The 18,893-nt window shown below is 68.4% G+C and carries 18 protein-coding genes; 4 read left to right on the top strand and 14 right to left on the bottom strand.

Annotation, left to right across the window (positions count from 1 at the left end):
- Positions 1-15: 15 nt before the first annotated feature.
- The 7 genes from J2P76_RS06440 to J2P76_RS06410 form a co-directional block, all read right to left on the bottom strand.
- On the bottom strand, positions 16-789 hold the full coding sequence (locus tag J2P76_RS06440) for an ABC transporter permease (RefSeq protein WP_207405433.1): 774 nt from the start codon (positions 787-789) through the stop codon (positions 16-18).
- Complete coding sequence (locus J2P76_RS06435; RefSeq protein WP_207405431.1) at positions 786-1,574, bottom strand: ABC transporter ATP-binding protein; 789 nt, start codon at positions 1,572-1,574, stop codon at positions 786-788. The genes J2P76_RS06440 and J2P76_RS06435 overlap by 4 nt, the downstream gene beginning before the upstream one ends.
- Positions 1,571-2,587 (bottom strand): ABC transporter substrate-binding protein, encoded by a 1,017-nt coding sequence (locus J2P76_RS06430; RefSeq protein WP_431603414.1) that lies wholly within the window; start codon positions 2,585-2,587, stop codon positions 1,571-1,573. The genes J2P76_RS06435 and J2P76_RS06430 overlap by 4 nt, the downstream gene beginning before the upstream one ends.
- A 62-nt stretch (positions 2,588-2,649) precedes the next feature.
- On the bottom strand, positions 2,650-3,864 hold the full coding sequence (locus J2P76_RS06425) for a 2Fe-2S iron-sulfur cluster-binding protein (protein ID WP_207409136.1): 1,215 nt from the start codon (positions 3,862-3,864) through the stop codon (positions 2,650-2,652).
- 2 nt (positions 3,865-3,866) lie between these two features.
- Complete coding sequence (locus tag J2P76_RS06420) at positions 3,867-4,697, bottom strand: FAD binding domain-containing protein (RefSeq protein WP_207405427.1); 831 nt, start codon at positions 4,695-4,697, stop codon at positions 3,867-3,869.
- Positions 4,694-7,066, bottom strand: a complete 2,373-nt coding sequence (locus J2P76_RS06415) for a xanthine dehydrogenase family protein molybdopterin-binding subunit (RefSeq protein WP_207405425.1) — start codon at positions 7,064-7,066, stop codon at positions 4,694-4,696. The genes J2P76_RS06420 and J2P76_RS06415 overlap by 4 nt, the downstream gene beginning before the upstream one ends.
- A gap of 25 nt (positions 7,067-7,091) precedes the next feature.
- The gene (locus J2P76_RS06410) at positions 7,092-8,195 is read right to left on the bottom strand and encodes a TRAP transporter substrate-binding protein (RefSeq protein ID WP_207405423.1); all 1,104 of its coding nucleotides are present in this window, start codon (positions 8,193-8,195) and stop codon (positions 7,092-7,094) included.
- Between the two features lie 482 nt (positions 8,196-8,677).
- Here J2P76_RS06410 and J2P76_RS06405 point away from each other — a divergent pair, with 482 nt between their 5' ends.
- From J2P76_RS06405 to J2P76_RS06390, 4 genes are read left to right on the top strand one after another with little or no spacing between them, the layout of a single operon-like run.
- Entirely contained in the window at positions 8,678-8,992 is a 315-nt protein-coding gene (locus tag J2P76_RS06405) for a non-heme iron oxygenase ferredoxin subunit (RefSeq protein ID WP_207405421.1), read from the top strand.
- Positions 8,993-9,015: 23 nt separating this feature from the next.
- Positions 9,016-10,284 carry an NAD(P)/FAD-dependent oxidoreductase gene (locus J2P76_RS06400; protein WP_207405419.1) on the top strand — a complete coding sequence of 423 codons (1,269 nt, stop codon included), beginning with the start codon at positions 9,016-9,018 and terminating at the stop codon, positions 10,282-10,284.
- Between the two features lie 34 nt (positions 10,285-10,318).
- The gene (locus J2P76_RS06395) at positions 10,319-11,623 is read left to right on the top strand and encodes an aromatic ring-hydroxylating dioxygenase subunit alpha (protein ID WP_207405417.1); all 1,305 of its coding nucleotides are present in this window, start codon (positions 10,319-10,321) and stop codon (positions 11,621-11,623) included.
- On the top strand, positions 11,623-12,141 hold the full coding sequence (locus J2P76_RS06390) for an aromatic-ring-hydroxylating dioxygenase subunit beta (RefSeq protein ID WP_207409135.1): 519 nt from the start codon (positions 11,623-11,625) through the stop codon (positions 12,139-12,141). Before J2P76_RS06395 ends, J2P76_RS06390 begins: the two co-directional genes overlap by 1 nt.
- A 120-nt stretch (positions 12,142-12,261) precedes the next feature.
- On the opposite strand, the gene J2P76_RS06385 is transcribed toward J2P76_RS06390, so the two are convergent.
- The 7 genes from J2P76_RS06385 to J2P76_RS06355 form a co-directional block, all read right to left on the bottom strand.
- Positions 12,262-12,885, bottom strand: coding sequence for an isochorismatase family protein (locus J2P76_RS06385; RefSeq protein WP_207409134.1), 624 nt, complete (start codon positions 12,883-12,885; stop codon positions 12,262-12,264).
- Between the two features lie 2 nt (positions 12,886-12,887).
- The gene (locus J2P76_RS06380; protein ID WP_207405415.1) at positions 12,888-13,931 is read right to left on the bottom strand and encodes a 2,5-dihydroxypyridine 5,6-dioxygenase; all 1,044 of its coding nucleotides are present in this window, start codon (positions 13,929-13,931) and stop codon (positions 12,888-12,890) included.
- A gap of 13 nt (positions 13,932-13,944) precedes the next feature.
- Positions 13,945-14,766: an alpha/beta fold hydrolase gene (locus J2P76_RS06375; protein ID WP_207405414.1), complete on the bottom strand. Its 822-nt coding sequence runs from the start codon at positions 14,764-14,766 to the stop codon at positions 13,945-13,947.
- Between the two features lie 14 nt (positions 14,767-14,780).
- On the bottom strand, positions 14,781-15,533 hold the full coding sequence (locus tag J2P76_RS06370; RefSeq protein WP_207405412.1) for a maleate cis-trans isomerase family protein: 753 nt from the start codon (positions 15,531-15,533) through the stop codon (positions 14,781-14,783).
- A gap of 21 nt (positions 15,534-15,554) precedes the next feature.
- Positions 15,555-16,517, bottom strand: a complete 963-nt coding sequence (locus J2P76_RS06365; RefSeq protein WP_207405410.1) for an amidohydrolase family protein — start codon at positions 16,515-16,517, stop codon at positions 15,555-15,557.
- A gap of 250 nt (positions 16,518-16,767) precedes the next feature.
- Positions 16,768-17,301, bottom strand: a complete 534-nt coding sequence (locus J2P76_RS06360; protein WP_242697311.1) for a MarR family winged helix-turn-helix transcriptional regulator — start codon at positions 17,299-17,301, stop codon at positions 16,768-16,770.
- A 68-nt stretch (positions 17,302-17,369) separates the two neighbouring features.
- Positions 17,370-18,839, bottom strand: coding sequence for a TrkH family potassium uptake protein (locus J2P76_RS06355; RefSeq protein ID WP_207405408.1), 1,470 nt, complete (start codon positions 18,837-18,839; stop codon positions 17,370-17,372).
- Between the last annotated feature and the right edge of the window lie 54 nt (positions 18,840-18,893).

The following is an 18,893-nucleotide window of genomic DNA, read 5'->3' as shown; positions in this document are numbered from 1 at the left end:
TTCCCCTTGTGATTTTCAATGCCCGGCGTCGTGGCGGCGCCAGGGCGTGGCCTTGCGCTCGACCCAGGCCAGCAGCCCGAACAGCGCCATGCCCATCAGCGCCAGCACGAACAGCGCGCCGAAGACGCGCACCGTATCGAACGTGCCCTGCGCGCTCATGATGACGTAGCCCAGGCCGCGCTGCGACGACACGAACTCGCCCACGATGGCGCCCACCAGCGCCAGCGAAATGGCCACCTTCATGCCGGTGACGATGGACGGCAGCGCCGCGGGCGGCCGCACCTTGAAGAAGAAATCGCGCCGCGATCCCTTCAGCACCCGGCCCAGGTCCAGGATGTCCTGCGGCACCGATTTCAGACCATGCACGGTGTCGACCACGATGGCGAACACCGCGATCAGGAACGCGATGGCGATCTTGGGCTCGGCGCCGGTGCCCAGCCAGATCACGAACAGCGGCGCCACCGCCACCTTGGGCACGCTGTTCAGCGCCACGATCAGCGGATAGCAGATGCTTTCGAACCAGCGCGAGCCCACCAGCAGCACCGCGGTCAGCACGCCGCCCACCACGGCGGCGGCGAACCCGCCCAGCGTGGTCAGCAGGGTGTACCAGGCATGCCCGGCGTACCAGCGCCAGTCGGCCGCCAGTTCGGCGCCGATCTGCGACGGCAGCGGCAGCATGATGGGGCGCACGTGCAGCGCGCGCGCCAGCACTTCCCACAGCGCCAGGAACAACAGCAGCGAGGCCAGCCCGGCCGCGCCATGCAATAGTTGCCGGGATACGCGGCTCATGCGGTGCGCACTCCTTCATCGATCAGCCCCATCTGCTGGAACAGGCCGCGGATATGGCTGACGTAGCGGCCGAACTCGGGGGTTTCGCGCAGGGCCAGCGGACGCGGGCGCGGCAGGTCGATGGCGATGGTCTCGACCACGCGCCCCGGGCGCGGCGAAAACACCATCACCGCATCGCCCAGGAACACGGCTTCGGCAATGCCGTGGGTGACGAACAGCACGGTGTTGCCGATGTTCATCCAGATGCGCTGCAGTTCGACGTTCATCTGGTCGCGCGTCAGGGCGTCCAGGGCGCCGAACGGTTCGTCCATCAGCAGCAGGCGCGGGTCGTCGACCAGCGCGCGGCAGATGGCGGCGCGCTGGCGCATGCCGCCGGACAGCTCATGCGGATAGCATTCGGCGAAATCCTGCAGCCCGGTCAGCGCCAGCAGCTCGCGCACCTTGCCGGCATAGGCGGACACCGGCTTGCGGGCGAACTCGATGGGCAGCAGCACGTTGCGGCGGATACTGCGCCAGTCCAGCAGCGCGTCGCGCTGGAACACCATGCCCACGCCGTCGGGTGGCCCCTGCACGGTGCGGCCCTCGACCTGCAGCTCGCCCTGGGTAATGGTTTCCAGGCCGGCCACGCAGCGCAGGAACGTGCTTTTGCCGCAGCCGCTGGGCCCCAGGATGCTGAGAAAGCGCCCCGGCGGCAACTGCAGCGACACCGTATCCAGCGCGCGCACGCCGCGCTCGCCCGGGTACTGCTTGCCGACTTCGCGCGCCGCCACGGCCCATTGCGTCATGGCCGCACCATGGCGTCGTAGCGCTGTGGCTGGACCAGGTCGGGCACGTAGAATCCGGCAGGATCGGCGTCGGCGCGCACCAGTCCCACCGAAGACAGGGTGCGCACCGCCTGGACCCAGTCGGCCGGCACGGGCGCGCCCAGGCGCCGGCCCGCCGCCGGCGTGCCGAAGTAGTCGCGCAGCGCGTCGATCTGGCCGCGCAGCACGCGCGGATCCAGGCGCGCCTGCGGGCGCTCGGCCAGAATGGCGGCCACGGCCTCGTCCTGGTGGCCGGCGTAGATGTATTCCCAGGCGCGCGCGCTGACACTGGCAAAGCGCCCGATGGCCTCGCCGCGTTCGGCCAGCTTCTGCTCATTGGCGAACAGGCCGAAGCTGGGCATGTCCAGGCCGAAATCGGCAAAACGCACCGCCTTCGACGGCCGGTTCTGCGAAACCACCGGCAAAAAGAACGGAATGGTCGAGAACGCGGCATCGGCGCGGCCCACGGCATAGGTGGAGGCCTTGCCGGCGGCGTCGACATTGACCAGGTCGATGTCGCTCTTGGCCAGCTTGCCGCGCGCCAGGAATGCGTCGATGAACGGCGCCTCCAGCGATCCGGCGGTGTAGGCCACCTTCTTGCCCTTGAGCTGCGCCGGGCCGGTGATGCCGGAATCGGCCGGCACCAGCAGGCCGATGTCGCTGTGCCGCGCGAACACGGCCACCGCCTTCACCGGCAGGCCCTTGTCGCGGGCGATCATCATCGATGCCAGGGCCGCGTGGCCCAGATCGAAGCTGTCGCCCGAGCCGACGATCTGCACCGTGGTAACCGAGCCGTTGCCGTCTTCCAGGGTGACGTCCAGGCCGGCCTGCTTGTACCAGCCCTTGTGCTGCGCCAGGTGGAATGCGGCCTGCACGCCCCAGGGCGTCCAGTCCAGCCGCACCTTCAAGGGCTCCAGCGCCTGGGCGGCGGCCGCCTGGCAGGCCAGCGCGGCAGCCAGGCCGGCCGCGGCCGCCGCAAGGCGGCGCCCCATCATTGCCATCCGCAAGTTCATCGTTTTTCCCCCTGTATCTGCATGGCGCCGGCCAAGCGCCGCGCTTAGCCGGCGCGGCCGAACCAGCGCCGGATACGCATCCACAACACACTGAAGAACATGCCCACCGCGTTGAATTCGGCCTGCGCCGGCGGGCCGTCGCCCGCGCCGGCGCCCAGGCGCGCGCCGACGTTCTTGCCGAAATCGGCGATCATGCGGCGCACGAAATCCTGCACCAGCCCCGAACGCGAGAACTGCGCCAACGGCCCCTGCAGGGTGTATTCCAGGTCGACGTCGACGCGCGTCTGCCCGTCGTCCAGCCCCCGCACCCGGTAGGCGATGTCGCCGGTGGCGCGCGACTGGCTGAGCGTGTCCTGGCCGGCGCCGCGGAACACGGCGCGCCGGGCGGCGTCATCGCGTTCGAGCCGCGCCGCGCCATTGAAGGCCGCCGCCATCGGCCCGAACTTGATGGCTATCTTGCCCTTGACGCGGTCGCCCTCGTGTTCCTGGATGGCCGCGCCCGGCAGGCAGGCCGCCACGGCGGGCAGGTCGACCATGAAAGCCCAGACCTGCTCGGGCGGAAACGGCACCTGGAATCCGCCTTCGATGCGGTTGCCCTTGCCGGCGGGCCGCGCGGGCGCCGCGGCGTCCGGCGCGGCAGCGGCCGGTGCCGCGCCGGCGGGCACGGGCGGCGCGGCCACGGGCGCAAAGGCCTGGAAAGCCGCCGGCCGGGCCGCGGGCGCGGCCGGCGCGGCGCCGCGCCCCTGCGCCAGCGCCTCGCGCAGGGACTGCACGGCGGCATCCGGCCGGGCGCGCAAATCGGCCAGCACCGACATCACCGCCGCCACGATGCCCATGTAGCCGGTGCAGCGGCACAGGTTGCCCGACAGCTCGACGCGCACGCGGGCCTCGTCGGCGTCGGGCAGGCGCAGCACGATGTCGCGCGCCGTGGCCAGCATGCCGGGAGTGCAGTAGCCGCACTGCAGGGCATGGTGCCGCGTGAAGGCCGGCCGCAGGCGGGCCATGACCGGATCATCGTCATAGCCCTCGATGGTGGTCACATGCCGGCCTTCGCAGGCCGCCGCGTAGGCGATGCACGAACGCACCGGCTGGCCGTCCAGCAGCACCGTGCAGGCGCCGCAGACGCCGTGCTCACAGCCCAAGTGCGTGCCGGTCAGGCGGGCCTGGTCGCGCAGAAAATCGCCCAGGTGCATGCGGGCGGGCGCTTCGTGGCACACCCGCTTGCCGTTGATTTGCAATGAAACTTGAGCCATGTGTATTCCTATGCGGCCAGGGCCTGCGCCAGGCTGCGCGCCACCGCGGTGGCATGCAGCCGGCGGTGCAGCGGGTCTTTGTCGGGCATGACGGCGGCCAGCTCGTCCAGAATGCGCTGGGGGTCGGCCGGCGCCGCGCCGGATTGCGCCGCTTCGGCCGCCAGCGCCGGCAGCAGGGCCGGCGCGCCGTCCAGCGCACCCACTGCCACGCGCGCCACCTTGGCGGCCGGGTCGAACCAGGCCGCGCAGCTGGCCTCGGCGAACTCGCCCGTCTTGCGGCAGAACTTGTAATAGCCCCAGCGCGCCTGCGCGGTGTGGCGCGGCACATGCACCGCGGCGATCAGCTCGTCTTCACCGACGGCGGTGGTGTAGGCGCCCTGCATGAATTCGCTCGCCGCCACGCGGCGCACGCCGGCCGGCCCCGCTATCTCGAGCTCGGCGCCCAGCGCCGCCATGACCAGCACCCAGTCGGCGGCCGGATCGGCATGCGCCAGGCTGCCGCCCAGCGTGCCGCGATTGCGGATGGCGCGGTAGGCGATGCCGCCGGCCACCTGCTGCAATGTCGAACCGCGCAGCAGCGGATGCACGCCGTCTTCGATCTCGGCGTGCGTCACGCCCGCCCCGATGCGCAGGCGTCCGTCCTGTTCGGTAACGGTGCGCAGCTCGGCCAGCCCGGCAATATCCACCACCACGGCGGGACGCGCCAGGCGCAGGTTCAGCATCGGCCCCAGCGACTGCCCGCCGGCCATCAGCTTGGCGCTGCCGGCATGCTCGCGCAGCAGGCCGACGGCCTGCGCCACGGATTCGGCGCGCACATACTCAAAGCGGGCGGCTTTCATGCGGCCTCCGCGGCGGCGATGGCGGCCAGCACCCGCACAGGCGTCAACGGCGTCTGCGCCAGCTCGGCCGCGCCCAGGCGCCCCAGCGCATCGTTGACCGCGCCGAACAGCACGGCCGGCGGGGCAATGGCGCCGCCTTCACCCATGCCCTTGGCGCCGAACTCGGTGTGCGGCGACGGGGTCTCGAAATGATGCAGACGCAGGTTGGGCACTTCGGTGGCGCCGGGCAGCATGTAGTCGGCCAGCGTCGAGGCCAGCGGCTGGCCGTTGCCGTCGTAGGGCACTTCTTCCAGGAAGGCCGTGCCGATGCCCTGCGCCACGCCGCCGATGGTCTGGCCTTCGACCACCATGGGGTTGATCATGGTGCCGCAGTCTTCCACGACCACGTAGTCCAGGATCTCGACCGCGCCCGTGCCCGGGTCCACGGCCACCACGGCGGCCTGGCTGGCGTAGGTGAAACAGCCGGTGTCGACCTTGGGCTTGTAGCCCACGTGCACCTCCAGGCCGGCCGGATCCACATCGGCCGGCAGCAGATGCGGCCGCAGGTACCAGGCATCGGCCACCTCGCTGCTGGCCACCGACCGGCCGGCGGCGCGGTAACAGCCATCCTGCAGCGCCACCTCGGCCGGATCCGCCTGCAGCAGGTGCGCGGCAATGTGCGTCATGCGCGGCAGCAGGCGCTTGCAGGCCTGCGACACCGCGCCCCCCGACATCACCAGCGAGCGCGAGGCGTAGGTGCCGGTGGAAAACGGCGTCTGCCCGGTGTCGCCGTGCAGGACCTTGATGCGCGCGACATCGATGCCCAGGATTTCGTGCGCGATCTGGGCGAAAGTGGTTTCCATGCCCTGGCCGTGCGAATGCACGCCCACGCGCACCTCCAGGCCGCCATCGGGCGTGACGCGCACCGTGGCCTGGTCGTAGCCGGGGATCACCGGCGTGCCCCAGGCCGCGAACACCGACGTGCCGTGGGCCGCCTGTTCGGTGTAGGTGGCCACGCCCAGGCCGATCAGCCGGCCGTCGGGTTCGCCCGCGGCCTGGCGCGCGCGCACCGCCGGCGCATCGATCATTTCCAGCGCCTTGCGCAGGCTGGCCGGATAGTCGCCGCTGTCCAGGTGCTTGTTGGTGACGTTGACATAGGGCATCTGCTCGGGCTGGACCAGGTTTTCCAGGCGCACTTCCCAGGGCTCGCGGCCCACTTCGCGGGCAATGGCGTTCATGGTGAGCTCGATGGCGAAGCACACGCCGGTGCGGGCCACGCCCCGGTACGGAACGAAGCCGGGCTTGTTGGTAGCCACACAGCGGGTCACGCAGCGGTAACCCTTGAATCCGTACGGCCCCGGCAGGTTGCCGATGGCCTGGCCGGGCTCCAGGCCGATGGTGAACGGCCATACCGAATAGGCGCCGCCGTCGATGGTGATCTGCGCATCCAGCGCCAGCAGCTTGCCGCGCTTGTCTATATAGGCGGCCATTTCGTAATAGTGCTCGCGCGAATTGGCGCCCGCGGTCAGGTGCTCGCGGCGGTCTTCAATAAAGCGGAACGGCCGCTTGTAGGTTTTGGCCAGCCACGCCACGCACAGCTCTTCCTGCTGCAGCACGCACTTGTAGCCGAACGCGCCGCCCACGTCGGGCGAGATGACGCGCACCCGGCCCTGGTCCAGGTCCAGGCACTGGGCCAGGATGCTGCGGATCATGTGCGGCACCTGGGTGGCGCTGACCACCACCAGCTGGTCGGCCTGGTGGTCCCAGTACGCCAGCACGGCCTTGCCTTCCATCGGCACCATGCATTGCCGGGCCAGGTTGATCTTGCGCCGCACGACCAGGTCGGCGCGGGCGGCGTTGGCCTCGAAATCCTTGTCCACATTCAGCGTGACGAAGACATTGTCGCGCCAGTGCCCGTGCAGCAGTTCGGTGGCGGCGGCCTGGGCGCTGGCCACGTCGGCATAGACCGGCAGGTCGTCGTAGTCGACCTCGACCAGTTCGGCGCAGTCTTCGGCCTCGGCGCGGGTGGGCGCGAACGCCATGGCCACGGGTTCGCCGACGAACCGCACCTTGCCCGAAGCCAGCGGCGGCTGGCTGGACGACTGGTAAGTGGGCAGCGTCGAATCGGCCACGATGTCGCGCGCGTCGGACATCATGTCGCGCAGCACTACGCTGCCGGCCACTTCGCCGGGCACGCGCACCGCGCCGATGCGGGCATGGGCCAGCGGACTGCGCAGAAACGCCACTTCGCACAGGCCCGGCATGGCCATGTCGGCCACGAAATTGCCCTTGCCCTGCAAGTGGCGCGCATCTTCCTTGCGCGGCACGCGCGCGCCCACACCCTGGCGCGCGCCGGCCGGTGCCGCATGGCCGGCGGTTTCTGTGTTCATCAGCATCCTTTGTGGTGGATCGGGACTACTTGGAATGGGATCGCGTCACCGCCGCAAACGTGTAGTTGTCCAGTGCGTTTTCGGCCACGCGGAACCAGCTGGCCTCGTCGGCCTGGAATTTCTTCCAGTCGGGATAGATCGCCTTGAAATCGGGGTTTTTCTCGGACAGTTCCACCCACAGCTCTTGCGAAGCCTTGTATACCGCATCCATTACTTCTTTGGGGAAGAAGCGCAGCTTGGCGCCCCCGGCGATCAGCTTGCGCAGCGCCAGGGGGTTGCGGGCGTCGTAGTTGGCCAGCATTTTCATGGTCTGCTCGCCGCAGGCGCATTCGAATGCCGCCTGGTACGCGGGCGGCAGGGCGTCCCACGCCTTGTCGTTGACCATGGTGGTGATCGATGCGCTGCCCTCGAACCAGCCCGGCGAGTAATAGAACGGCGCCACCTTGTTGAAGCCCAGCTTTTCGTCGTCATAGGGGCCGATCCATTCGGCCGCGTCGATGGTGCCTTTTTCCAGCGCGGGGTAGATGTCGCCCGGCGGAATCTGCTGCGGCACCGCGCCCAGCTTGGACAGCACCATGCCGCCGATGCCGCCGATGCGCATGCTGAGCCCCTGCAGGTCGGCCACCGAATTGATCTCTTTGCGGTACCAGCCGCCCATCTGCACGCCGACGTTGCCACAGACGTGGTTGACGATGTTGTACTTCTTGTACAGCTTGCGCAGCTGCTGCAGGCCGCCGCCGTAGTGGATCCAGGCATTGTGCTGGCGCGCGTTCAGGCCGAACGACAGGCCGGTGTCGAACGTCAGCGCGGTGTTCTTGCCCACGAACATGGTGCTGAGCACGTGGTTGCATTCCACCGTGCCGTTGCTGACCGCATCCATGTTCTGCGGCGACGGCACCAGCTCGCCGCCCGGAAACGCGCGGATCTCGAACTTGCCGTCGGTAAGCTGCGACACGCGCTGGCAGAGTTCATCGGCCGAGCCGTAGATGGTGTCCAGGCTTCTGGGCCAGCTGGTCGACATGCGCCAGCGCACGGCCGGACTGCTTTGCGCCAGCGCGGGCAGGCTGGCAGAGGCCAGCCCGGCGCCGGCGGCGCCGGCGGCTTGGGCAAGAAAACGGCGTCGTTGCATGAATAGCTCCTGGTCTTTCCGATAATCGTTCCGAAGAACGGTCTGTGGTGACACCGGCGAGTTTCTGGATGCCTGCCGGCTTATAAAGAAAAAGAAGGCTTGCACAAACACGAACCGCCGCTACCGCGGGGCCTGGCCGGCCGCGCTTGCGCGCGGTTTGTTCAGGGTCAAGGCCACGTTAAAAAAAGCAGTATGCTGACGTTTTATTCAGCATACTGATAGATTTTTTGAGTGTCAACGAGGCATTTCCCGCAACGACGCCGTGCTTTTCCAGGCCCGATGCCGGCCTTTCCGGCTAACCATTCAATGCGCCGCAGCGCCTTTATTTGCGCGGCTTTCGCCGCAACGGACACACGCGCGCCAAGGCCGGCCCCGGCCAGCCGCGGCGGCCTCCCCGCTTCGGGAAATCCCTAAGCCCGATTTCCAATTTATAGGCAGTACACTGTGCATATTTACTCAGCACACTGAATATATAAATCGCCATGACCTGGACCAAGATCGCCACCACCGACCAACTGGAAGACGACGACGAGATCCTGCCGGTCTCGGTTGCGCAGGCGCAGCTTGCCCTGTATCGCAGCGACGGCGAGTTCTTCGTGTCCGACAACGTCTGTACGCACGCCTACGCGCTGCTGTCGGATGGCTTTCTGGAAGACGGCTGCATCGAATGCCCGCTGCACCAGGCCAGGTTCGACATCCGCACCGGCCGCGCCATGTGCGCCCCCGCCACCAGCGATATCCGCGTCTATCCGGTCAGGGTCGACAACGGCGACATCCTGGTCGACCTCGACGGCTGATCCGTCCACACCAAGAGACCGGCATGGAAACCCCCTCGTCCATTGTGATCGCTGGCGCCGGACAGGCCGGCGCCGTGGCGGCCGCCACGCTGCGCGAACTGGGCTACACGGGCACGCTGACACTGGTCGGCCAGGAACCCCACCCGCCCTATGAGCGCCCGCCGCTGTCCAAGGCAGTGCTGCAGGACGAGGCCGCCGCCGCGGCCACCGCTGTGCACCCGGCCGATTTTTACCGCGCGCGCGACGTGCGGCTGATCACCGGCACGCCGGTGCGGGCGCTGGACCCCGCCGCCCGCGCGCTGCGCCTGGCCGATGGACGCAGCCTGCACTATGACCGCTGCCTGCTGGCCACCGGCGGCCAGGCGCGCGAACTGCCCGCGCTGCCGCGCGGCACGGCGGGCGTGCACTACATCCGCACCCTGGATGACGCGGCCGCGCTGCGGCGGGCGCTGCGTCCCGGCGCGGCGGTCGTGGTGGTGGGCGGCGGCTTTCTGGGGCTGGAGGTCGCGTCGACGGCGCGCGCGCTGGGCGCGCAAGTCACCCTGCTGGAAACCGCGCCGCGCCTGCTCGAACGCGCCCTGCCCGAGGCCTTTTCCGGCTGGCTGGCCGCGCGCGCGCGGCAGGCCGGCGTCGCGCTGCACCTGGGCTGCCGGGTGCAGCGCATCGAGCCCGGCGCGCCGGCCCGGATCACCCTGGAAGACGGCACCGGGCTGCGCGCCGACGTGCTGGTGGTCGCCATCGGGCTGGTGCCTTCCGTAGACCTGGCGCGCGCGGCCGGGCTGGCCATCGACGCCGGCACCGGCGGCATCCAGGTCGACGCCGCCTGCCGCACCAGCGACCCGCATGTCTATGCGGCGGGCGATTGCGCCACCCAGCACCGCGCGGCGCTGGGCGCCAGCCTGAGGCTGGAGTCGTGGCAGAACGCCAACGAGCAGGCGCGCGCCGCCGCGGCGGGCCTGCTGGGCCTGCCGCGACCCGAACCCGCCTATCCGTGGTTCTGGACCGACCAGTACGGCTGCAATGTGCAGATACTGGGCATGCCGCAGCCCGGGCTGGCCTACGCCTGCCGCGGCCACGCCGACCCCGCCGACGAGGCCCCGCGCTTCGTCTGGATCGGCCAGCGCGACGGGGTGCCGGTGCACGGCATTGCCGTCAATGCCGGCGGCGACCTGCGGCAGCTGCGGGTGCTGTTCGAGCGCGGGCTGCCGATCGACCCCCTGCGCTTCGCCGACGCGGCCGAGCCGCTCAAGCCGCTGGTCAAGGCCTGCCAGGCCGCGGCCGCCGGCGCCTGACCCTTCTTCTTACGTCTGGACTGGAGCCCGTTCCATGTATCAATCGCAAACCGTCATCGGCCGCACCCTGGCGGCCAAGGATGCCGCCCTGGAAGACTGCATCTGGCCCGCGGATGCCCTGCACGCCATTCCCGACTGGGTCTACACCAGTTCGGCCGTGTACGAGAAAGAAATCGACGCCATCTTCCATGGCGACACCTGGAACTACGTGGCGCTGGAAGCCGAAATTCCCGAGCCAGGCGACTACAAGCGCTCTTATGTGGGGCCGACGCCGGTGGTGGTGTCGCGCGCCGAAGACGGCTCGGTGAATGTGTTCGAGAACCGCTGCGCGCACCGCGGCGCCGAATTCTGCCGCCACAGCCAGGGCAATGCGAAGGAGTTCGTGTGCCCGTACCACCAGTGGTCGTACGACTTGAAAGGCAACCTGCAGGGCATTCCGTTCAAGCGCGGCGTGAACCGCGCGGGCGGCATGCCCAGGGACTTCCGCAACGAAGAGCACGGCCTGCGCAAGCTGCGCGTGACCACCCGCCATGGCGTGATTTTCGCCTCGTACTCGGACCAGACCGAACCGATCGAGCAATACCTGACACCGGAGATCCTGGCCGACTTCGACACGGTGTTCCCGGGCAAGCCGCTGAAGGTGCTGGGCTATTACCGCAATGAACTGCCCTGCAACTGGAAGATGTACCACGAGAACCTGAAGGACCCCTATCACGCCACGCTGCTGCATTCGTTCCTGGTGGTGTTCGGCCTGCTGGTGGCCGGCAACAAATCGGCCATGCTGGTCGATACGGTGCACGGGCGGCACGGCACCATGGCCTCGGCCAAGAGCGAAGACAAATACGCCAAGGTCAGCGACGAGAACAAGAAAGAAATGCGCTCGTTCCACGACGGGCTGTCGCTGCGCGACGACCGCTTCCTGGAATTCGTGAAGGAATTCGATTCACCCTGGTCGGTCACCATGCAGACCGTCTGGCCGAACCTGATCGTGCAGCGCGAGATGAACACCTTGGGCGTGCGGCAGATCGTGCCCAACGGACCCGACAGCATGATCATGCAATGGACCATGTTCGGCTACGCCGACGACACGCCCGAGATGGAGCGCCACCGGCTGCGCCAGGGCAACCTGATGGGGCCGGCCGGCTTTTTGGGCCTGGAGGACAACGAAGCCATGAAATTCGTGCAGGAAGGGGTGCGGCGCGCCAGCACCGGCACCAATGTGCTGAAACTGGAGTCGGGCAAGCTGGGCACCTCGGACACGCTGATCTCCGAAGCCGCCATCCGCTCGATGTACGCCTATTACCGCCAGGTCATGGGCTTTTCGGTGGAGCACGCATGATGAGCCTGCCGCTTGCCTATCCCGAACGCCGCATCGATCCCGCGCGCGCCATCGCGCTGAAGCTCGAGATCGAGGAATTCAACGCCGACTATTGCGCCGTGCTGGACGGCGGCCAGGTCGAACGCTGGCCGGAATTCTTCACCGAAGACGCGCTGTACCGGGTCACCGCCCGCGAAAACGCCGAACGCGGCCTGCCCGTGGGCCTGGTGTATGCCGAAGGGCGCGACATGATGCACGACCGCGCGGTGGCGATCGCGCGCACCCAGATGTTCGCGCCACGCCACATGCTGCACGTGCTGGGCAACACCCGGGTCACGCAGGAAACAGAACACGGCGAAGTCATCGCCACCGCCAGCTTCCTGCTGCTGCAGACCCTGGTGGAAGGGCCGTCCACCCTGCACCTGGCCGGCGTGTTCCACGACCGCTACGCGCGGGTGGAAGGCGCCTTGAAGCTGCGGGAAAGGCAGGTGGTGTACGACACCGCCATCCTGGCCAACGACCTGGTGTATCCCGTTTGAGACACCCAGGTGTCAGGCTCCGCCAGGTGCCTGACACCGCTGTAGGCCGCAGCCGTCTCAGTCGTACGGTGTCTGACACCCTTGCGGGAGTCAGACACCTGTTTCTGCCTCAGCGGACTCCTACAGGCTGTCCAGCGCCGCCAGCGCCTGGTCGCGCGGCATGACCGCGGCGTATTTCTGTTCCATGTCGAACAGGCTGGCCTCGTGCGGCGCCTGGGCGCGGTCGCCCACGCAGTCGGATACGACCAGCGGCCGCAGGCCGTACGACATGGCGTCGACCACGCTGGCGCGCACGCAGCCGCTGGTGACCGCGCCGGCCACTGCCAGGGTCTGCACGCCGCGCTGCGCCAGCCAGGCCGACAACCCGGTGCCGAAAAAGGCCGAGGGCACGGTCTTGCGCACCACCAGTTCGCCGCCCTGCGGCGCCAGTTCGGGCACGATGGCGCTGGCGTGGCTGGCTTCTTTCAAGGTCAGCATGCCCGGCACCTTCAGGCTGAAAATATTGTGGTCGGCGTCGTCGTCGGCGTACACGATGCGACTGTGCGCCACCGCCCATCCTCGCGCGCGGGCATGCCGCAGCAGCGGCACGGTGCACGCAATGGCCGGCGCGATATTGCCGCCGCCGAACACGGCCGGGTCGGCGAATCCATTGACGAAATCGACGATCAACAGGCCCACGGGCGCCTTCAGCTCCAGCGCCGCGCCGAATCCCTGGCGGCGATACGTGCCGACTTCCCTGTCCACGCTCATGCCTCGCCCCCGTCCAGCACCTTGCCGCGCGCCACCACGTCCACGCCGTCGAGCCTGACGGTGCAGCGGCGCAGCGGGATGTCGATGTGGCAGGTGGTGGTGCGCTTGCCGCCCGCCTCGTTGTTGGGGCCTAGCGAGAACAGGAAATTGCCCTCGTAGGCGCGCGCGTCCATGCCGATGGTGGCCTCGCGGTCGTACAGGCCCAGGGTGGTCCAGTGCGCGCGCGGCTGCAGGCCCCAGCCGATATGTGAAATGGCATAGGCCTCGGGGTCGTTGAACGACGCCACATATTCGCTGAGCAGCTCGGCGTCCACGCCGCCCTCGATGCGGGTGGCATAGCCGTTTTCCACCGTCAGGCGCACCGGCTCGGCCACGTAGCACTTCTGCGGCAGCAGGATGTCGCCGCGATCGAGCACAATGGTGCCGCTGGCGCCGCCCTCGTTCGGAAAGGTCAGCACGAATCCGCTGGGCCAGTGGTCCCAGCGGCCGGGCTCGTCGACGAAGCCGTACTCGCTGATGGCCGGAAATTCGCCCAGCGGGCAGCGCAGGTCGGTGCCGGCATCCGACACCACCGTCATCTCGCGCGCCTGCGACAGGCGCCCGGCGGCGCGCTTGACGCGCGTGCGGTCGGCCTCGGTGGGCACCAGGCGCGCCAGCACCTCGGGCGGCTCGACCGCCAGCAGTATCCTGGTTCCGGTCTGCAGGATCTCGTGCTGCTCGGGTGAAAACAGCAGCGTCATCAGGTCCAGCACCAGGTCGCTGGCTTTCAGGGCGGCGATGGCGGCCTGGTTGCCGGTCAGCGGGGTGGTGCCCAGGTAGGCCAGCGAATCGCGGCTGAGCGCCTTGTCGCCGTTGACGGGCGGCAGGTCCAGCCGGTTGACCACCGCGCCCATCGACTGGGCGGCGATCAGGGCCGCGGACAGGTTCTGCGGATGGGTGGCGGCGCTGGTCAGGATGGTGACCGTCTGGCCGGCTTGCAGCCTGGACAGGGTCAGCACCTGTTTCCAGGCACTGATCATTTCATGATCGCTTACAGGCATGGTTGGCTCCCAGTCAAAGGGCGGCGCCCAGGAAATCGCCGAACGCGGCGTAAAAGCCCGCCTCGTTGTCCCACGGAATCATGTGGCCGGCGCCGGCCACCCGCACGTGCGCCACGCCGGGCGCCAGGCGGCGGATCTCGGCCACATCGTCGTCGCGCACCACGTCGCCGCGCTCGGCCGTGATCAGCAGCCCCGGCGCGCGCAGGTCCGGCAGGTCGACGTGGATATCGTCGGCATGAAAGCCCTCGAAGCTGGCGATCACCGCGCGCTCGTCGCAGGTGTGCAGCCACTGGGCGCGCAGGCGCAGCTGGTCTTCGGTCCAGGTGGGGCAGAAGGCGCGCATGGCCTGTGCATCCATGCCGTGGCGCGCCTGGGCCATGGAATCGACATACCAGGGCAGTTGCGACGGATAGGCGCGCCGGCCCGGCCCCGACACGGGCGGATCGACCATGACCAGCCGGGCCAGCCCGGCCGGCGCCTGGCGGGCCGCGCGGATCCCGATGCGCGCGCCCATGGAATGCCCGACCAGGCTGTAGCGCTTCAGGCCCAGCGCCCCGGCCAGGGCAATGACGTCGGCCGCCTGCGCGTCCAGGCTGTAGTCCAGGCTGTCCGAGGCCTGCGACAGGCCGCGGCCGCGCACATCCAGAACATAGGTATCGAAAGCCTGGCCGAAGCGCTCGCCCACGAAACCCCAGGTCGCGGCCGGGCTGGTAATGCCCGGCACGATGATCACCGGGTCCCGCTCCGCGCGGGCGGCGCCGTCGCCGCCGTAGCGCAGGTAGTGCTGGCGGATGCCGTTGGCGTGCACGTGCGCGCCGTATTGCAGGGTGCTCATGTCGTCTGTCCTCCTTAGTAGGCGCCCGACAGCAGGGCGCCGGCGCCCGGCACGACAGGCTCCAGGTCCAGCGCCTTGAGCATGGCGTAGGTGGTGGCGATGGCGGCGGTGACCACCGGCTTGCCGGTCAGCGCCTCGACCTTGGCCACGGCGGCCAGCGACGGCATCTGCACGCAGGCCGACAGCACGATGGCGTCGACGCCGCTCGTGTCCATCTGCGCCACGATGCCGGGCAGCCGGGCCGGGTCGTGCCGCCCCACGTCCAGGTTGTCGGGGATCTCGAGCGCGCGATAGTCGGCCACGTCGTAGCCTTCATGGCGGATGTAGTCCACCACCAGCTCGGTCAGCGGCTTCATGTACGGCGCCACCACCACAATGCGCCTGGCGCCGATCACCTGCAGCGCGCCGACCAGGGCGCCGGCGCTGGTGATGACGGGCGCATCGGCGCCGTTGGCCGCGGTGTGCGCCTGCAGGCGCTGCTCGGATACGCGGTGGTAGCCGTGTCCCATGGCCATGATGGCCACCAGGCAGGCGTAGCCCAGCACGTCCACGCGCGCGTCGCTCAGTTCCACCGCGCAGCGGTCGGACTCGGCATCCATGGCCGCCAGCTCTTCTTTCACCACTTTCTTCATGCGCATGCGGCTGGAATGGAAGGTGAAGCGTTCGGGCCGGATCTGCTGGCGCGCGGTCAGCATGGCCGGAATCTCGGTTTCCATCGTGGTGTTGGAGCTCGGCACGATCTGGCCGATGCGGTAAGTCTTCTGCATGTCATCCTCCAAGGCGTCGAATCAGAGCTTGAACAGGCGCTGGGCATTGCCGCGGCAGACCAGCTCGAGCGTGGCCGCGTCCAGCGGGGCGGTTTCGATGAACTCCACCGCCAGCTCGGTGGACTCATAGGGGTAGTCGATGGAGAACATCACGGCCTCGGCGCCCATTTCGGCAATCGCCCCCACCAGGGTGGCGTGCGAACACACGCCGGACGTGGTGATCAGCACGTTCGAGCCGATGTATTCGGACGGCTTGCGCCGCAGCTTCACGCCGTAGGGGTACGCGGCGAAGCGGCTGTCGAAGCGCCAGCGCTGGAACGGCAGGCCCTCGCCCATGTGCCCCAGAATGATCTTCACGCCGGGGTAGCGGTCGAACACGCCGCCGAACAGCAGGCGCAGGGTATGGGTGGCGGTCTCGACGCCCCAGCCCCAGGTCGCGCCCGCCAGCTCGGGGTGGCCGCTGTAGGCGTGCGGCTCGGTATATGCATAGAAGGGGTGCAGGTACAGGGGCACATCCAGCGCCTGCAGGCGTTCCCAGAAGACGTCGTAGGCGGGGTCGTCGTAGTAGACGCCGTTGGTGTGGCCGTTGACCAGCGCGCCCTTGAAGCCCAGCTGTTCGACGCTGCGCTGCAGTTCGGCGGCGGCAGTGGCCGCGTCGTGCATGGGCAGGGTGGCGAAGGCGCCGTAGCGGTCGGGGCGCTGGGCCACCTGGGCCGCCAGAAAGTCGTTGTTCTCGCGCGCCCGTTTCAGGGCCACCGCCGCGTCGCGCTCGCCCTGCACGCCGGGACCGGTTTGCGACAGAATGACATAGTCGATCCCGGCCCGGTCCATCAGTTCCAGCCGGCCGGGGCCGAAATCGGTCAGCCGGGCGCCCAGCCCGGCCGCGGTGTCCGGGTCCAGGTGCTGCACGAACGCCTGTGAATAATCGCCAAAGCCGACCGCCGTGTAGTGTTCCTCGAAGGCGATCTTGCGCACTGTAGTCATGCCTCTACTCCCCTGGTGTCGGGCGGCCATGAATGGCCAGGGCCGCCATTACTCAGCATACTGATGATATACAAATGATTTTCCCGCTTTCCCCGCTTGGCGGGCGGGCCGGGCAGGCGCCATTTACTTCAGTATACTGATTTTATAGTCAGCATACTGACAATTAAAAGGGATTTTTGCACGGCTGGGAAGGTCTTGCGCACACGCCCGCCGGCGCGGGCGCGCCCGGCGCCCGGGCGGGGTCAGGCGCCTAGAACGATTTGAGCGCCGTGCGGCTGTATTGGTTGTTGGCCTCGACCAGCGTCGAGAGCAGCTTCATGAAGATTTCCTGGTTGCGCGGCGTCAGCGGTTCGAGCAGGCGTTGCTGCGCCCGCGCCATGCCGCCCTGCAGCAGCCCCATGATGCGCAGCCCTTCCTGGGTGATCACCGCCTGCCGCGAGCGCTTGTCGTTGGGGTTGACGCGCCGCTCGACCAGCCCGCGCTCTTGCAGCCGCTTGATCACGTCGGCCGTGGTGGTGCGGTCCAGACCCAGTTCCATGCCGATGGCGGTCTGGTCCAGCCAGGGGCTCAGCGACAGGGCGGTCAGCACGCCGTATTGCACGGGCGTGACATTCTGCGTTTTGCACTCTTCGTAGAACAGCGCGTAGTGGATCTGGTTCAGCCGGCGCACCAGGTAGCCAGGGCGCGACCACAATACCTGCTTGGCCGGGTCGAACACCGTATTGTCGGAAACCCGGGTCGCCCCGCGCGTCTTTCTGGTCTGGTGGTTGTCTCGTTCCGGCATGGGAAACAAAGCCTTATATTGTTAGTACACTGAATATTACACCACCGCCATGACAGGCCCCGCGCGGGCTATTTGCGCCAGAACATCGGCGTGAACAGCACCATGACGGTCAGCAATTCCAGCCGGCCGATCAGCATCGCGAAGGTGCACACCCAGGTCTGGAAATCGGTCAGCACCGCGAAATTGCCCATCGGCCCCACGGGCCCCAGCCCCGGGCCGGTGTTGTTGATGCTGGCGATCACCGCCGAGAACGCCGTAATGGGCTCCAGCCCCGACACCAGCATCAGGCTGGTCAGCACGCCGATCGACAGGCCGTACACCACCATGAACGCCAGCACCGAAGACATGACGCGCTGGTCGACCAGGCGGCCGCCCATGCGGATGGGGCTGACCGCGTGCGGGTGCAGCATGGTGACCAGCTCGTTGCGCGCCTGCTTGACCAGCAGCACCCCCCGCACCATTTTGATGCCCCCGCCGGTAGAGCCCGCCGAGGTCACGAAGCCCGACAGCAGCAGCATGGTCAGCGGCGCCACCAGCGGCCAGGCGGCGTAGTCGACATTGGCGAAGCCCGTGGTGGTGGCCACCGAAATAGTGTTGAACATGCCGTAGCGCAGGGCCTGCAGCGGATCGGCGTAGACGCCGCGCAGGTACAGGTAGCCCGAGATGGCCAGCCCCGCCCCCAGCATGATGACCAGGTACGGAATCGTCTGCGGGCACACCAGGTAGGCGCGCAGGCGGCCCTGGCGCAGCGCGCTGAAATGGGTGGCGAAGTTGATGCCGGCCAGGGTCATGAAGACCATGGCCACCACTTCGACCGACACCGAATCGAAATAGACGAAGCCTTCGTCGCGCGTGGAAAACCCGCCCAGGCCCATGGTGGTGGCCGTGTGGCACCAGGCGTCGAACCAGCTCAGCCCCACCCCGCGGTAGGCCACCAGGCACAGCAGCGACAGCCCGAAATACACCGCATACAGGGCCTTGGCCGTGCTGGCGATGCGCGGCGTGAGTCGTTCGTCTTTCATGGGGCCGGGGGTTTCGGCCCGCACCACCTGGTGGCCGCCCACGCCCAGCAGCGGCAGGATGGCCACGGCCAGCACCAGGATGCCCAGGCCGCCGATCCAGACCAGGGTGGCGCGCCACAGGTTGATGGACGCCGGCAGCTGGTCGAGGTTGGTGAGTACGGTGCCGCCCGTGGTGGTGAGCCCCGACATGGCTTCGAAGTAGGCGTCGGTGAACGACAGCGGGATGTCGGCCCGGCCGAAATAGATGAGCAGCGGGATGGCCGCCAGCAGCGGCAGGCTGACCCACACCACCGACACCAGCAGAAAGCCGTCGCGCGCGTGCAGCTCGCAGCGCCCGCGCCGCGTGGCCAGCCAGACGGCCGCGCCGCCGCCGAAAGCCAGCAGGAAGCCGTCGAGGAAGGCGGTGAAGCCGGCATCGTCGCCCACGTACGCCACCAGCAGCGGCAGCAGCATGGTGAGCGCGAACACGACCATGGTCAGGCCGGCCACATAAAAGGTTGCCAGCAGGCGTCTCATGCGATCCGCTTAGCGTGCGTGGCCGTCTGGCGCATGGATGGACCCGTCCGGAAG

This window comes from Bordetella petrii (assembly GCF_017356245.1).
Lineage (GTDB): Bacteria > Pseudomonadota > Gammaproteobacteria > Burkholderiales > Burkholderiaceae_B > Bordetella_A > Bordetella_A petrii_D.
Note: the sequence above shows the minus strand (reverse complement) of the source record. Positions and strands in the feature narration are given on the sequence as shown.

What these genes read in the sequence shown, in the direction of transcription:
- J2P76_RS06440 (WP_207405433.1), bottom strand. Translation starts at nt 789, where the DNA reads ATGAGCCGCGTATCCCGGCAACTATTGCATGGCGCGGCCGGGCTGGCC.
- J2P76_RS06435 (WP_207405431.1), bottom strand. Translation starts at nt 1,574, where the DNA reads ATGACGCAATGGGCCGTGGCGGCGCGCGAAGTCGGCAAGCAGTACCCG.
- J2P76_RS06430 (WP_431603414.1), bottom strand. Translation starts at nt 2,587, where the DNA reads ATGATGGGGCGCCGCCTTGCGGCGGCCGCGGCCGGCCTGGCTGCCGCG.
- J2P76_RS06420 (WP_207405427.1), bottom strand. Translation starts at nt 4,697, where the DNA reads ATGAAAGCCGCCCGCTTTGAGTATGTGCGCGCCGAATCCGTGGCGCAG.
- J2P76_RS06415 (WP_207405425.1), bottom strand. Translation starts at nt 7,066, where the DNA reads ATGAACACAGAAACCGCCGGCCATGCGGCACCGGCCGGCGCGCGCCAG.
- J2P76_RS06410 (WP_207405423.1), bottom strand. Translation starts at nt 8,195, where the DNA reads ATGCAACGACGCCGTTTTCTTGCCCAAGCCGCCGGCGCCGCCGGCGCC.
- J2P76_RS06405 (WP_207405421.1), top strand. Translation starts at nt 8,678, where the DNA reads ATGACCTGGACCAAGATCGCCACCACCGACCAACTGGAAGACGACGAC.
- J2P76_RS06400 (WP_207405419.1), top strand. Translation starts at nt 9,016, where the DNA reads ATGGAAACCCCCTCGTCCATTGTGATCGCTGGCGCCGGACAGGCCGGC.
- J2P76_RS06395 (WP_207405417.1), top strand. Translation starts at nt 10,319, where the DNA reads ATGTATCAATCGCAAACCGTCATCGGCCGCACCCTGGCGGCCAAGGAT.
- J2P76_RS06390 (WP_207409135.1), top strand. Translation starts at nt 11,623, where the DNA reads ATGAGCCTGCCGCTTGCCTATCCCGAACGCCGCATCGATCCCGCGCGC.
- J2P76_RS06380 (WP_207405415.1), bottom strand. Translation starts at nt 13,931, where the DNA reads ATGCCTGTAAGCGATCATGAAATGATCAGTGCCTGGAAACAGGTGCTG.
- J2P76_RS06375 (WP_207405414.1), bottom strand. Translation starts at nt 14,766, where the DNA reads ATGAGCACCCTGCAATACGGCGCGCACGTGCACGCCAACGGCATCCGC.
- J2P76_RS06370 (WP_207405412.1), bottom strand. Translation starts at nt 15,533, where the DNA reads ATGCAGAAGACTTACCGCATCGGCCAGATCGTGCCGAGCTCCAACACC.
- J2P76_RS06365 (WP_207405410.1), bottom strand. Translation starts at nt 16,517, where the DNA reads ATGACTACAGTGCGCAAGATCGCCTTCGAGGAACACTACACGGCGGTC.
- J2P76_RS06360 (WP_242697311.1), bottom strand. Translation starts at nt 17,301, where the DNA reads ATGCCGGAACGAGACAACCACCAGACCAGAAAGACGCGCGGGGCGACC.
- J2P76_RS06355 (WP_207405408.1), bottom strand. Translation starts at nt 18,839, where the DNA reads ATGAGACGCCTGCTGGCAACCTTTTATGTGGCCGGCCTGACCATGGTC.